At 69.0% G+C, this 13,318-nt stretch carries 14 protein-coding genes and 1 tRNA gene; 7 read left to right on the top strand and 8 right to left on the bottom strand.

The features are described 5' to 3' along the window. Window positions 1-2: 2 nt before the first annotated feature. Window positions 3-431 (bottom strand): SRPBCC family protein, encoded by a 429-nt coding sequence (locus tag ACO06A_RS18770; RefSeq protein ID WP_421733702.1) that lies wholly within the window; start codon window positions 429-431, stop codon window positions 3-5. A gap of 164 nt (window positions 432-595) precedes the next feature. Between ACO06A_RS18770 and ACO06A_RS18765 the strand changes: the two genes are divergently transcribed. Further along, window positions 596-1,678, top strand: a complete 1,083-nt coding sequence (locus tag ACO06A_RS18765; RefSeq protein ID WP_421733701.1) for a hypothetical protein — start codon at window positions 596-598, stop codon at window positions 1,676-1,678. Window positions 1,679-2,092: 414 nt separating this feature from the next. Here the strand turns inward: ACO06A_RS18765 and ppk2 are convergent, their stop codons facing one another. The 3 genes from ppk2 to ACO06A_RS18750 all read right to left on the bottom strand — a co-directional run bounded on the left by ppk2 (window position 2,093) and on the right by ACO06A_RS18750 (window position 4,572). After that, window positions 2,093-3,022 carry a polyphosphate kinase 2 gene (ppk2, locus tag ACO06A_RS18760; protein ID WP_421733700.1) on the bottom strand — a complete coding sequence of 310 codons (930 nt, stop codon included), beginning with the start codon at window positions 3,020-3,022 and terminating at the stop codon, window positions 2,093-2,095. A 186-nt stretch (window positions 3,023-3,208) separates the two neighbouring features. Continuing rightward, entirely contained in the window at window positions 3,209-3,337 is a 129-nt protein-coding gene (locus ACO06A_RS18755; RefSeq protein WP_421733699.1) for a zinc finger domain-containing protein, read from the bottom strand. Between the two features lie 554 nt (window positions 3,338-3,891). Further along, window positions 3,892-4,572 carry a hypothetical protein gene (locus ACO06A_RS18750; RefSeq protein WP_421733698.1) on the bottom strand — a complete coding sequence of 227 codons (681 nt, stop codon included), beginning with the start codon at window positions 4,570-4,572 and terminating at the stop codon, window positions 3,892-3,894. Between the two features lie 52 nt (window positions 4,573-4,624). Between ACO06A_RS18750 and ACO06A_RS18745 the strand changes: the two genes are divergently transcribed. The 3 genes from ACO06A_RS18745 (at window position 4,625) to ACO06A_RS18735 (ending at window position 7,780) form a co-directional block, all read left to right on the top strand. Next, on the top strand, window positions 4,625-5,068 hold the full coding sequence (locus ACO06A_RS18745) for a diguanylate cyclase domain-containing protein (protein ID WP_421736097.1): 444 nt from the start codon (window positions 4,625-4,627) through the stop codon (window positions 5,066-5,068). Window positions 5,069-5,295: 227 nt separating this feature from the next. Continuing rightward, on the top strand, window positions 5,296-6,345 hold the full coding sequence (locus ACO06A_RS18740; RefSeq protein ID WP_421736096.1) for a magnesium and cobalt transport protein CorA: 1,050 nt from the start codon (window positions 5,296-5,298) through the stop codon (window positions 6,343-6,345). Window positions 6,346-7,009: 664 nt separating this feature from the next. Beyond that, entirely contained in the window at window positions 7,010-7,780 is a 771-nt protein-coding gene (locus ACO06A_RS18735) for an alpha/beta hydrolase (RefSeq protein ID WP_421733697.1), read from the top strand. Between the two features lie 113 nt (window positions 7,781-7,893). On the opposite strand, the gene ACO06A_RS18730 is transcribed toward ACO06A_RS18735, so the two are convergent. Then, the gene (locus tag ACO06A_RS18730; RefSeq protein ID WP_421733696.1) at window positions 7,894-8,559 is read right to left on the bottom strand and encodes a response regulator transcription factor; all 666 of its coding nucleotides are present in this window, start codon (window positions 8,557-8,559) and stop codon (window positions 7,894-7,896) included. A 93-nt stretch (window positions 8,560-8,652) separates the two neighbouring features. On the opposite strand from ACO06A_RS18730, the gene ACO06A_RS18725 reads away from it, so the two are divergent. The 3 genes from ACO06A_RS18725 to ACO06A_RS18715 all read left to right on the top strand — a co-directional run bounded on the left by ACO06A_RS18725 (window position 8,653) and on the right by ACO06A_RS18715 (window position 10,429). Continuing rightward, complete coding sequence (locus ACO06A_RS18725; protein WP_421733695.1) at window positions 8,653-8,931, top strand: GlsB/YeaQ/YmgE family stress response membrane protein; 279 nt, start codon at window positions 8,653-8,655, stop codon at window positions 8,929-8,931. 222 nt (window positions 8,932-9,153) lie between these two features. Beyond that, window positions 9,154-9,477, top strand: coding sequence for a hypothetical protein (locus ACO06A_RS18720; protein WP_421733694.1), 324 nt, complete (start codon window positions 9,154-9,156; stop codon window positions 9,475-9,477). Window positions 9,478-9,691: 214 nt separating this feature from the next. Beyond that, complete coding sequence (locus ACO06A_RS18715; RefSeq protein WP_421733693.1) at window positions 9,692-10,429, top strand: ParA family protein; 738 nt, start codon at window positions 9,692-9,694, stop codon at window positions 10,427-10,429. 253 nt (window positions 10,430-10,682) lie between these two features. On the opposite strand, the gene ACO06A_RS18710 is transcribed toward ACO06A_RS18715, so the two are convergent. The 3 genes from ACO06A_RS18710 to der all read right to left on the bottom strand — a co-directional run bounded on the left by ACO06A_RS18710 (window position 10,683) and on the right by der (window position 13,299). Next, a tRNA-Pro gene (locus ACO06A_RS18710) sits at window positions 10,683-10,756 on the bottom strand. A gap of 27 nt (window positions 10,757-10,783) precedes the next feature. After that, entirely contained in the window at window positions 10,784-11,827 is a 1,044-nt protein-coding gene (locus ACO06A_RS18705) for a hypothetical protein (RefSeq protein WP_421733692.1), read from the bottom strand. Beyond that, window positions 11,824-13,299, bottom strand: coding sequence for a ribosome biogenesis GTPase Der (der, locus tag ACO06A_RS18700; RefSeq protein WP_421733691.1), 1,476 nt, complete (start codon window positions 13,297-13,299; stop codon window positions 11,824-11,826). Before der ends, ACO06A_RS18705 begins: the two co-directional genes overlap by 4 nt. Window positions 13,300-13,318 lie beyond the last annotated feature (19 nt).

Genomic DNA, 13,318 nt, shown 5'->3' with positions numbered 1-13,318 from the left:
TGTCACGTCGTCGCGCTCTCCGCGGCCCGCGAGATCGAGGCGGCCTCCGTCTCGACGTACCGCCTGGTCAGCGACCGCGTCATCAGCCAGCCGACGCCGGACAACGGACCGGACACGGTCAGGGCAAGGGTGAGCCGGCTGCCCTCAGTGTGCCGCTCGACAACGTGCGAGGCGGTGATGGTGACGCCGGGCGAGCGCGACTCCCAGGTGTACGACGACCCGTCCACCAGCTCGGTCACGGTCCACACCGCCGGGGACAACCGCGGCTGCTGCAACCGCGTACGGGAGCCGACAGCGAGAGGACCGTCGTCCAGGCGCTCCACGGAGTCGACCGTCGGGATCCGCTCGGGCCAGCGCTCGACGTCGACGACCACCGCCCATACACGTTCTGGCGAGGCCGCGATGGTGACGGCGTGCCGCAGGCCAGGCATGCGCTCAGTTTAGTGAGTGCGCCACTGCTGGCGTCGCGCCCTACCGTGATGGGACGCTCGTGAACATCGGGAGAGCCGTACCTGGGTGTGGGGGGCTGGACATGGGCGCTCGTTGGCGATCACGTGCCCCGATCGGCGCTGCGGGCCACCTCGCAGTGGGCTTGGTGCTCGCGGCGTGGCCGGTCGCGCTCACTCTGGCGCTCCATGCGCTGGGACCCACGCCCGCGGAGGGGCTTGCCCCGTTGGCGACGGCGGGCGGTGACTACGTGATCTCGGGCGGAGCGCACGAGGGGACGCGCACGGCGGACGGCACGTCGACGGTGACGCTCTCGGCCACGAACCTCTCCGCCGAGGAGATCGCGCTGGTGCTGACGCTGGACGACGGCTCCTGCTCGACGGCAACTGGTGAACCGAGCGTTCCTGGGCACACCAGCGGAGACGTCACGTTCGAGATGAACTGTGCAGCGGGCGGGGCGCCTCGCGAAGGCTCGGTGGCAGCCCACGCGGTCGGCAACGTCGAACAGACGCTGACGCCCGCGGCGATCCCTGTCGCGGTGACCTTCGCGCCCGGATCCCCCTCTGACTGGTCGCCGCTCCGGTGGTACCTCTGGCTGGCTGCGCCGCTCGCCGTGGTCGGTGTGGTGCCGCCCTACCTGTTCTGGCTGAACAGGCCCCGCGGGAACCCTCACCCTTCTCCGGCTCACCCGGCGAAGGATGCCTCGAAGATCGAGCCATGGTGGAGCCCGAAGCACCTGTCGCTCTCGCTGCCGGGCATCACCGCCGACTGGGACTTCAAGGAGAACTGGGCCTCGAGCGTGAGCTTGGCGGCAGCGCTCTTCACGACGGTGTTCGCCGGCGGAGATGCCCTCGAGTCGATCGTCGGAAAGGAAGCGACGTCGACCGTCGGCGTCGTTGCGGTGGCAGCCGCCTTGACAGCAGGCATCGTCGGGAGCGGACCGCTGTGGCTGACGATCTGCAAGCGGCGGTTCGACGACCAGGGCGGGATCGCGCGCCACAACACGATCGGCGGAGTGCTGGTTGCGTCCCTCGTGGTTCTCGTGGGCACCTTCGGCCTGCTGTTCAGCGCCGCCGCCGCGATCGACCTCGCTCCTGCATGGCTCGCAGCGTGGGCCGCCGCGCTGGTGCTCCTGGTCTACACGTGGAAGTCCGTGCCACAGACCCTGGCCCTCGGTCGCTTCGGGAGCCCGCCCGACGGCCATGGCCAGGCGGTCAGCGCTTCGCTCTAGCCCACGAGTGGGGTCGGGCGGCCCACTCACCTGTGCGTCGTCGTCGCGTTGGATGTGTCTGACTCGGCCCGGTCAGCCGCGCTCCGCCGACGAGATCGCGAGGGCGGCTCGCGCACGTGGTCGAGCGCACGCTTGACGGCTCCGACGTCACGATGTCGCGGCTCAGCTCCGACGCGCGCGGCGGCCAGCCCGGCAAGCGGTACGACGAGTGGAACTTGGCCGATCCGTGTCGCTCGGTCTCGCTGACGTGCGGGCAGTCCGCGACGAGATCGAACGCAGGGTCCTCCGCCTGCTCGACTCACTCGGAGTAGCGGCCGCCTGATCACGCTCGCGCTTGCCGACGTCGATCCCCTCACCCCCCGGTCTGCGTTCAGACGACAGACCCAGGTGCCCACGGGTCGTCAGGCGGGCGGTTCAGTCGCCAACCGTGTTCCGGGCGCGCTGCACGATCAACGGGTCGACCTCGCCGACGACGTCCTCGTTCTTTCCGTCGTAGGAGAACTGACTGAGGAAGTACCGCATGGCGTTGAGCCGGGCGCGCTTCTTGTCGTTGCTTCGGATCATGATCCAGGGCGCGTGATCGGTGTCGGTGCCGGCGAACATGGCCTCCTTCGCGGCTGAGTACGACTCCCAGCGGCCAAGGGACTCGAGGTCCATCGGTGAGAGCTTCCAGCGACGTACGGGATCGATCTGACGGATCGCGAACCGGGTGCGCTGCTCCCGGCGGGTGACCGAGAACCAGAACTTCGTCAGGTGCGTGCCGGCGTCCACGATGAGCCTCTCGAAGTCGGGAGCCTGGCGCATGAACTCCGCGTACTGGTTGTCGGAGCAGAACCCCATCACTCGCTCGACGCCCGCGCGGTTGTACCAGGACCGGTCGAAGAGCACGATCTCCCCCTGCGTGGGAAAGTGCTTGACGTAGCGCTGGAAGTACCACTGGCCCTGCTCAGTGGTCGTGGGGGTGCTCAACGCGACCACGCGTGCTGCGCGCGGGTTGAGGTGCTCGACGAACCGCTTGATCGTCCCGCCCTTGCCAGCCGCGTCGCGGCCCTCGAACACGATGATGTGCCGCTCGCCGTTGTCCTCCGCCCAGTACTGGAGCTTGAGGAGCTCGATCTGCAGGCGGTACTTCGCCTCCTCGTACTCCTCGCGATCCATCAGCTCGCCGTAGGGGTAGTCCTCGCGCCACGTCTCGACCGCTTTTCCGCCCGGGTCGATGAGCACGGGATCTGCACCCTCGCCGCCTGCGACGCTGTAGCCCTCGGCCACGAGCCGGTCGATGTACTCGCGCAGGTTGTCCTCGGCGTCGGGCTCGATGCGGTCGAGATCGAACGTGGAGTCCATCGGGTCCTCCTGACAGACCAGGCCGGGTGCGGCGGCTGCGACACTCCATGATGACCACTCCGCGACGAACCAGCGCCCGGCCCAGTCCTGCAGCGTGCAGCTGGGGCGCGTGCGCTCGCCTGTTCCGACACGCCTTGATGTGGTCTGCCTGGAGTTTCTGGCGGATCTCTCAGGCTCGGGCGCGACCTACTTCTTGCGGTCCGCTGCTTCGCGCCGGCGGCGGTGCGGGTCACGCTTCACGCGGTCGGCCGTGCGGCATGACTTCCCCGGCGCGGCGTGGCATCGGGGGCACTCAACATCCAACGGCTTGGGCATGCGCCGGACGATAGTCCAGCAAGATGAACGATGCTGCCAAACCACCAGACTGGCGACCACTTACCTTGAGGCGCGCGCGTGGAGCCTCAGCACACGCCGAAGCGCGTCGGACCAAAATCGTCCATGAGTGGTGAACTCAGCCTGAACGGAGCGCTTCCATCGTCCCGGCGGTAAGGGCACCCTGGACGCATGCGTGACTTCTGGGTAGTCGCGCGTGGGGCGAGAACGACGGTGACATCGGGCTGCTGCAAGTCGACGGCTATCCTCTCGGGGAGCGGCTCCGCTCTCGGGGCTGCGATCGGGTGTCCGAGGTGCCGTACGTCGTCACCGACGAACTGACGAGGCTGTCTGATGGACGCTCTGCATACATCGCGGAGCGGGTCACCGAACGTCCGTCGCACTAGCCGAACGAACGTCCACTCCGAGGATGCCCAGGAGCTCGGGCGACTCGCTGGGCTCGGGGACTGATCCCCCACGACCTCGAGCGCTGCCTGACGGCACGGGCCGAGGAACCGCCGCGCGGGCCCCTTCGGGCCGAGCGCATGTCGACCGTCCTACGAGGCGGCGTCCGTCACTTGCTGTCGGATTGCGCACTTCCTCCATCGCCGCTGCATGACCGGCGCAGCGAGCACGCCGAGGCACACGAACGCGGCGCCGAGCAGCACCATGAACGCGATGTAACCCGCGCTTGCGGGCTGATGACGCAGCTGCCACGGCCAGATCATCGAGTACAGGCCGAAGCCGGTGAGCATGAACGCCCACAGCCACCACACGACCTGCACCTGTCCCAGGTCGGGAACGAGCCCGGGGAACAGCCGGTCGAGACCAGCGCTGTCGCCGACGAAGTCCAGGTCGGCCCAGACCAGGCCGGCCTCCTGCACGGCCGCGCGAACGACGGTCGGCGGATACCAGCCGGCTTGGTGCGACGGCGCGCCCGACCCGACATGGCCAACCCCGGACGGCAAGGAGCCCAGCATCTGCCCAGCGCTGTCGGTGATCACATACCGGTCGATCACCGGCTCGTACCTCGACGGTCTTCTTGTCCGGACGTGCGTGACTGCGTGCGCTTGCCCCGAGCCGCCGCCGACGGCCACATCGAACGACCCACCCGAGTTCGTCCCGGTCGCTGGAGCGATCCACCTGACGCGGTGCGCGTCGACCTGCAAGGACGACCCCTCGTACAGTCGCCGAAGACGCGGGGCGTCGTAGTCGCCGACACTGGGCGTGAGCAGCACTCACTGAGCCTGCCCGACCCTCGCGCGACACCACACGGACGACCGGCGAACTCTGCGAGAACACCGGGCCCCCATTCGGGGCTCCCGCCAACGACTGGCGGTCACACTGATCGACATCGCGGGCTTCGGGCTGCTCAACGCGGCCCATGGACTCCCCCACGGTGACCGCGTGCTCGCCTGCATGGCGCAGGCACTGACGGGCGCGTACCCAGGAGGCTGCGTTCTCGGTCGGCTCGGCGACGACGAGATCCTCGTCGTCGCCGTGCTCCCCGTCGTGCCCGACGAGCGCGCCCGCGAGGTCGCCGAAGAGCTGCGGCAGCGTGCGCTCCGAACGCTGGCCGCGAGTCCCCCCGGCTTCGACGACGGCGAGTGGCCGCCGGTCCGGGCGGTCGCGACGGTGAGCTTGCAGGCGTGGGCAGACGGGCCGTTGTTGCTCCAGGAACTGCACCGCGACATGCGACGAAAGAAGGCCGAGCGAGCTCCGACGCGGCACTAGCATCCCGGGGTTCTGCCGAACGGACCGCAGTCGAGCCCATGCGCGTTCACCGACGAGGCGTAGGGTCCGCGCGGGTGGACCGCGCCGGCAGACTCCGCCATCCGTCTACGTACGCGAGGACCTCAGTCATGACACGTCGCCCGTCGCCCGGCAGGTTGCCGATGATCCACCTGGCGCGCCTTCCCGGCGCGCGAGGACCGGAGGCCCAGGTCGAGCGCGGCGACCCGATGCCCGACTCGAGCGAGGTCGAGCTGCAGGCGAGCATCGTCGACTCGGGGGTCTATCGGGACGGCGTCCGGATCGCGTCACCCAGCGACCTCACGAGCACCTACTCCGCGCTGCGGAGCAGCCGTGGCGCGATGGCGTGGATCGGGCTGTACCGCCCGACGGCCGAGCATCTGCAGTCGCTGGCGCGCGAGTTCGATCTTCACGAGCTCGCTGTCGAAGACGCGATCCTGGCGCATCAGCGACCCAAGATCGAGCGGTACGGCCAGACCCTGTTCGTCGTGCTGCGCGCCGCCCGCTACCTCGACTCAACCGAGCAGGTCGAGTTCGGTGAGCTGCACCTGTTCGTCGGGCCGGACTTCGTCGTGACAGTCCGACACGCCGAGTCGCCAGACTTGGCCGCCGTCCGACACCGGGTCGAGGCAGACCCTGACCTGCTCGGACGGGGACCCGAGGCGATCCTGTACGCGATCCTCGACGCCGTCGTCGACGCCTACGGGCCGGTCGTGGCCGGTCTGGAGAACGACATCGATGAGATCGAGAGCGAGGTCTTCCGCGGGGACCCCGCAGTCTCCCGACGCATCTATGAGCTCTCCCGCGAAGTAGTCGACTTCCAGCGGGCGGTTCGCCCGCTCGGCGCGATGCTCGCCGCGCTCGATGCCGGATCGTCCAAGTACGGCGTCGACGAGGAGCAGCAGCGCTACCTGCGGGATGTCGCCGACCACGTCACCGAGGTGGATGAGCGCATCGAGTCATTCCGGATCGCGCTGCGCGACATCCTGACGGTCAACGCCACGCTCGTCGCGCAGCGGCAGAACGAAGAGATGAAGACCCTCTCCGAGGCGAGCAACGCCCAGAACGAGGAGGTCAAGAAGATCTCCGCATGGGCCGCGATCCTGTTCGCACCGACCCTCATCGGCACGGTCTACGGGATGAACTTCGACCTCATGCCCGAGCTGCACTGGACGTGGGGATATCCGTTCGCCCTCGTTCTGATGGGCGCCGTGAGCGTCACGTTGTACCTGGTCTTCAGGGCACGCCACTGGATCTAGGAGCAGGTTGGGCCGCTTCACGACGAGCGCGACGAGCTACGTGACAAGAGGACGATCGCGAACTTGCTGGCTGGCGAACAGCACAGGCACGAGCCACCGGCTGTTGCGGAGCCGATCCGCCCGCCGTCGACGGGCCTCTCAACTCGGCCTGACGTCGCGACCATCTGCCCTCCTTTGGCGGGGCGCTCCGATCCTGCCAGGCGCCGTGACGGCGATGTCGGCGGCCCGGGGTGCGCAGAGTTCGTCGCCAGCTGTAGATCGTCACGGGGAACTGCGCAGCACACACCGTCGTGCTTGCTGGTGGCCGCGCACACCTGCCTGCAAGCGGAGGCAACGGGCGCCTGTCCCCCGCGCGGACGACACCGCCCACGATGACCGACGAACTCCGACGCAATCAGGCGAAGCCGCTGGTCAGCGCCGCGGCAGACCCTCCCATCTGTCCGATTCCCTCGTCTGGTGGGGTTCGAGTCCCACTCGGGCACCCATCTGACCTGGCCATACGTGTCGGCATGTCCTCTACGCGTCATAGGCGATCGACCGTCGGCCCCACCGCTGTTCGACCTGACCGACTCCAAGGCCGCGAAGGACGTGCGCGGCACGGCGTGTGCGCTGGGACGAATGTGGTCCTGGTCTGGACGGGCTGGCCGCCAGTAGCGTCTGCGCCGTGGCCTACCTGCAGACGCACTTCTTCTCCGAGGTCCTGGGACTGTCCGTGCAGGCGGACGTCCTGCTCCCGCAGCCCGCGTCGGCGCGGCAGATCGGCGTGAGCGCACCGCCCGCCAGGGACCGGCACCCGACTTTGTTCCTGTTGCACGGTCTGTCCGACGATCACTCGATCTGGATGCGTCGCACGTCGATCGAGCGGTACGCGTCCGAGCACGGGCTTGCGGTCGTCATGCCGGCCGCGGACCGGTCCTTCTACGCCGACATGGTGCACGGCAACCGGTACTGGACCTACGTCAGCGAGGAACTCCCCGCCCTGATGCGGTCGTTCTTCCCGTTGTCGGACCGGCGCGAGGACACGTTCGTCGCCGGCCTGTCGATGGGCGGCTACGGCGCCTTCAAATGGGCGCTCGACAAACCCGGCACAGTCGCCGCGGCCGCGAGCCTGTCGGGAGCCCTCGACGTCGCCTCCGAGTTCGACACCGAGATGGGACCCGAGCTCCGCACGATCTTCGGTTCGGTCGACGAGCTGCGCACCGGCGGCAACGACCTGCTGGACCTCGTCGCGCGAGCGGACTTGTCAACGGCCCCTGCGCTGTACCAGTGGTGCGGCACGGAGGACTTCCTCTACGACCAGAACGTGCGCTTCCGCGACCGGGCCCTGGCCCGCGGGCTGCGGCTCGCGTACACCGAGGGCCCTGGCGAGCACGAGTGGTCCTGCTGGGACGACCAGATCCGGCGAGTGCTCGACTGGCTCCCGATCCCGCGCTGAGACCGGCTCACAGCGTGCCGCCTGGGGTACCCCACGACGCAGGTCGTCGCCGGCGGGCGGTGTTGTGACAGCACGTCGCCGATCGACGACTCGCTCCTCGGCGCCCTGGCTCTCTACGGGCCGCCGCGCCAGTGGTCGATCCGCCGATGGTCGGGGACGAAGCCGTGGTTGACACCCCACAGCACGGCCTGCGTCCTGCTCTCCGCGCCGATCTTCCGGTAGACCGAGCGGATGTAGGACTTCACCGTGTTCGGACTGAGATACGTGTGCGCGGCGACGTCGGCGTTGCTCAGGCCCTGGGTGATCAGAGCCAGGATCTCCGACTCCCGGTCGGTGAGGCCCTCGCCCCGACCCGGCCAGTCGAGACCGTTCGCGGGCCGGACGCGGCCCGGGACCTCGCTGACCACGACCTCGCCGGCGTGGACCGCCTCGAGGGCGGCGACAAGCTCACGTGCCGGCAGGGCCTTGGACAGATACCCGCGGACGCCCTGCTCACGGGCACTGGCGACGAGGTCCGGTTGGAAGTTCCACGTGAACACAACCACCTTGCGGGCGCACGGGTTCCGGACCAGCTCACCGATCTGCTCGTGGTCCGACTCCGGCTGCGCGAAGGCGTCGTAGAGCACGATGTCCACGGCCTCGCTGACCGGTTCGTTCGTGTCGATCTCCGCCACCACGACCCGGTCGCGGTACTCGTCCAGGATCTTGGCGACGCCCATCACCACCACGTCGTAGTCGTCGACGAGCGCGACTGTGAAGGGCTGCTGGGGTGCGGGCATGCCTCACGGTAGACCCCCCTAGGGGTGTAGTACACCCGCCCTAGGGGTGGTGAACTCGGGGGGTATCAGTCGCCCGAACCAGGAGGTTTCACCGTGCTGGGACTCATCATCACCATCATCGTCGTCGGGCTCATCGCGGGGCTGCTCGCGCGCCTCGTCGTCCCCGGCAAGCAGAACCTGTCCATCGCCATGACCATCGTCATCGGGATCATCGGGTCGTTCCTCGGCGGGTTCCTCGGCTACCTGTTCTTCCGCAGCGACGCGTCCGACGGCTTCCTGCAGCCCGCCGGCATCGTCGGGTCGATCATCGGCGCCATCATCGTGCTGCTGATCTGGATCCGCGTGGGCGGCCGCCGCTCGATCACCAACTGACCCACCGACCGCGGGTTCCGGTCTCCACGACAGGACCCGCGGTCCTCCGTGGTCGCCCGGACGGGTGAAGAGCGGGCGCCCGCCGCGACGCTGCCGTCCGGCGCTGCCATCTTCTGTCAGTGAAGCCGACGATCGCGGACCTGCGCCTGGAGCCTCGGCCGCGGACAGCACGACACACAGCAGCTAGAGGTTGTAGCTCTGCGTTGAGGAAGAGGAGACGCCATGAGCGTGGCACAGACCCTCTGGGCCTCCATCCAGGAGGACCCGGTCTTCATGAGGAAGATCAACGGCTGGCTGACAATCTTCTGGCTGCTGAACTTCCCACCCGTGATCGCGGTCTACATCTGGGCACCCGACGCCTGGAAGCAGGCGTCGATCCTCTACCTGGCCCTGGTGTCCATCTACGCCAACGTGGCCGGTCACCTAGCAGCGTGGCAAGCATCTCGGATCGAGGTCATCCAGAACGACGACGCCAACGTGGCGGACGTGCTGGAGAAGGTGGAGGAGATCCACGCGGTCACCACCAACGGAGCCGGCGTTGGGTGACGGACTGTGGTGGGACGTCTACGCAAGCGGATGACTGACGGGCGGAACGGCACGGGCCACGATCGCCAGATCGTCGGTGGCAGTCGCGTCCCGGAGCCTCGGATGTCACCCCCTTGGGGGATCGACCTAGGCACCTGCGACGGGCGGGCGAGCGTGAGACCGTGCGTGTGCGTCGGACTCTCGACACCACACATGGTCCACCTGGAGGCTCCCGATGAAGGTCTTCGCGTTGTACAACATCAAAGGCGGGGTGGGGAAGACCTCGACGGCGGTCAACCTCGCCCACCTGTCGGCGCGGGAGGGGCGACGGACGCTTCTGTGGGACCTGGACCCGCAGGGTGCGGCGAGCTTTGTCTTCCGGGTCCGTCCCCGCGTCAAGGGGGGCGGGCACGCGCTGGTGACCGGGAAGCGTCCGATCGAGGACGCGCTCAAGTCGACCGCCTTCGACAAGCTCGACCTTCTGCCCGCCGACTTCAGCTACCGCAACCTGGACCTCGAGCTCGACGACGCCAAGAAGCGCACCCGTCGGCTCCGTCAGCTGGTGACCAGCGTCTCCGACGACTACGACGTGGTGTTCCTCGACTGCCCGCCGAGCATCTCCCTGATGTCCGAGAACGTCCTGCACGCAGCCGACACGCTCCTGGTGCCGCTGATCCCCGCGACACTGTCGATGCGCACGTTCGAGCAGCTGAAGGTCTTCGTGGCGGACTCGCAGAAGCCGCGACCGAACCTGGTCGCGTTCTTCTCGATGGTCGACCGTCGCAAGCGGCTGCACCGCGAGGTGATCGACTCGGTCTCCCGGGACGGCGCGCTCATCGCGCGCACCGAGATCCCGGCCCTGTCGATCGTCGAGCAGATGGCCGAACGGCAGTCGCCCGTGACCGCCTTCGCCCCGACGAGCCGCGTCGCGCAGTGCTACGAGCAGCTCTGGGCCGAGGTCCGCACACCGTAGAGGAGCGGCTGGTGGACTAGCCGCTCGGTCAGGGTGCGCTACCTCGATGCCGGCGGCTCCGCCGCCCACAACAGTGGGTGCGCTCGGGCGGACCATCTCGGTGGAAGACGCGCGCCGACGGCCGTCGAAAGCCGGCGGTGTCCGCCCGTATACGCGGCACGATGTTTCCCGAGATGTTTCCCGCCGGGCCAAGAAGAGAAGGTCAGGGGCTTGCTAGGACGAACCTAGAAGCCCCTGACCTGCGCTTTTACTGTCGGGCTGACAGGATTTGAACCTGCGACCCCTTGACCCCCAGTCAAGTGCGCTACCAAGCTGCGCCACAGCCCGATGGCTCCCGCAGAAGCCTCCGAAACTCTACCCCACGGGCGAGGTGGTCCGGTCACCGGCGATCACGTCGAGCTCGGCGGCGACGACCGCGAGGATCACCAGGTCGACCGCGAGCCCGATGGTGGCGTCCCACGGCGAGAGCCGGAACAGGAAGATCTGCGTCACCAGCAGGGCGACGAGCGCGGCGCGGCGGAACCAGCGGTAGCCGGCCTCGCGGTCGCGGCGGACCCTGGCCAGTCCGACCACGGCGAACGCGGTCGACGCGAGCCCGCTGAGCACGATCCCGACCACCAGCCACACCGGCTCGTCGGCGCTGGCGGACCAGCCGTAGATGCCGCGTCCCAGGGTCACGACCGAGGTCGCGACCAGCACGGCGACGGTGACCCACGGCACCCAGCGGGCGCGCACCAGCCACCGGGACGCCCGCACGATCCACTGGGAGAGGGCGCCGATCGGGTCGGGCACCTCGACGGCGTCGTGCTCGACGGCGTCGAGGAGCGCGCCCACCTCATCCGCCCCAGGGGCGTCGCCGGCCCGCGACAGGTACCAGCGGGCCCGGGTGCGCTCACGGGCGCTGAAACCCCCCGCCAGACCCGCCACAGCCTGGTCGGCGGCGGCCGCGAGGAACTCGGCCGGGTCGCGCGGGTGCCGGCGCTGCAGCACGTCGGCGAACAGGCCCAGGGCGATGACGACGAGATAGATGAGCGCCGCCGTCGGCTCCCAGAAGTAGTCGTAGTCGGAGGTCACGAACTTGCCGACCTCGTCGATGAACAGACCGAAGCCGATGCCGGAGAGCAGGACGGCGAACCGTCGCACGACCGGGCCGATGAACGTCATGAGCACGACGAACGCCAAGGCCATGAGCAGCCCACCCCACAGCACGTGTGAGATGTGCACTCCCCCGCCGCCCAGCTGCGGGAAGCCGGTGAGGCTCAGCAGCAGGCGCGTGACGATGACGGTGGCCAGCGTGATCACCAGGAAGCCGGTGATGTGGCTGCTCGATGCGGGGTCGCGCGGCAGCCCGAGCCTCAGCAGAGGCCGTCGCCGCTGCACCGGCCCGTCGGGAGTCACCGCTTGCGCTTCTCCCGCACCCGGACCGAGATCGAGATGGGCGTGCCCTCGAAGCCGAAGGTCTCGCGGAGGCGACGTTCGATGTACCGGCGGTAGCCGGGGTCGAGGAAGCCGGTCGCGAAGATGACGAACCGCGGTGGCCGGGTCGACGCCTGCGTGGCGAAGAGGATGCGGGGCTGCTTGCCCCCGCGCAGGGGGTGCGGGTGGGCCGCGACGAGCTCGCCCAGGAACGCGTTGAGGCGACCGGTCGAGATGCGCATGTCCCACGACTCGAGCGCGCGCTCGAGGGCGGGCACCATGCGGTCGGTGTGCCAGCCGGTCTTGGCGGAGATGTTCACGCGCGGCGCCCACTGCATCTGCACGAGGTCCTGCTCGATCTCACGCTCGAGGAACGGACGGCGGTCCTCGTCCATGAGGTCCCACTTGTTGTACGCGATGACCAGGGCGCGACCGGCCTCGATGACCTGGGTGATCACGCGCGTGTCCTGCTCGGTCAGCTTCACGGAGGCGTCGACCAGGACGACGGCCACCTCGGCCTTCTCGATCGCGGCCTGCGTACGCAGGGAGGCGTAGAAGTCGGCGCCCGACGTCTGGTGCACGCGGCGGCGGATCCCGGCGGTGTCGACGAACACCCACGGCTTGCCCTTGAGCGCGACGAGCTCGTCGACCGGGTCGCGTGTGGTGCCGGCGACAGAGTCGACGACGACGCGCTCAGCACCGAGCACCTTGTTGAGCAGCGAGGACTTGCCGACGTTGGGGCGGCCGACCAGCGCGACGCGGCGCGGCCCGTCGGGGATCGGGGTGCCGTGCGCGGAGACCTCGGGCAGCGCCTCGATCGCGGCGTCGAGCAGGTCACCGGTGCCGCGGCCGTGCAGGGCCGAGACGGGGAACGGCTCCCCCAGGCCCAGCGACCACAGGTTGGCGGCGTCCGCCTCGCCGGCGGGTCCGTCGACCTTGTTGGCGCAGAGCACGACCGGCTTGCCGGCCTTGCGGAGCAGCTTGACCACCTGGGTGTCGGTCTCGGTGACACCGACCGTGGCGTCGACCACGAAGATCACGGCGTCGGCCAGCGAGATCGCGACCTCGGCCTGCTGGGCGACGCGGGCCTCGATACCGGCGACGTCGACCTCCCAGCCGCCTGTGTCCACGAGCGTGAACCGCTTGCCGGACCAGTCGGCGGGATAGCTCACGCGGTCCCGCGTGACGCCCGGCTTGTCCTCGACGACGGCCTCGCGACGCCCGAGGATGCGGTTGACCAGGGTCGACTTGCCGACGTTGGGGCGGCCGACGACGGCGAGCACCGGGAAGACGACGACCGGCTCCTCGCCGATCTCGCCGACGTCCCCGGCGTGCAGGAGGGCAAGGTCCTCGTCCTCGAGCTCGTAGTCGGTGAGCCCTGCGCGCAGCGCCCGCTCACGGTCGGCTTCGGTGGCCTCGTCGGTCAGCGCGGGCGTGGGATCGGGCTCAGTCATGCACCCATTGTCCCCTGCG

It is taken from the genome of Cellulomonas sp. (genome assembly GCF_965229465.1).
Taxonomy (GTDB): domain Bacteria; phylum Actinomycetota; class Actinomycetes; order Actinomycetales; family Cellulomonadaceae; genus Cellulomonas.
Note: the sequence above shows the minus strand (reverse complement) of the source record. Positions and strands in the feature narration are given on the sequence as shown.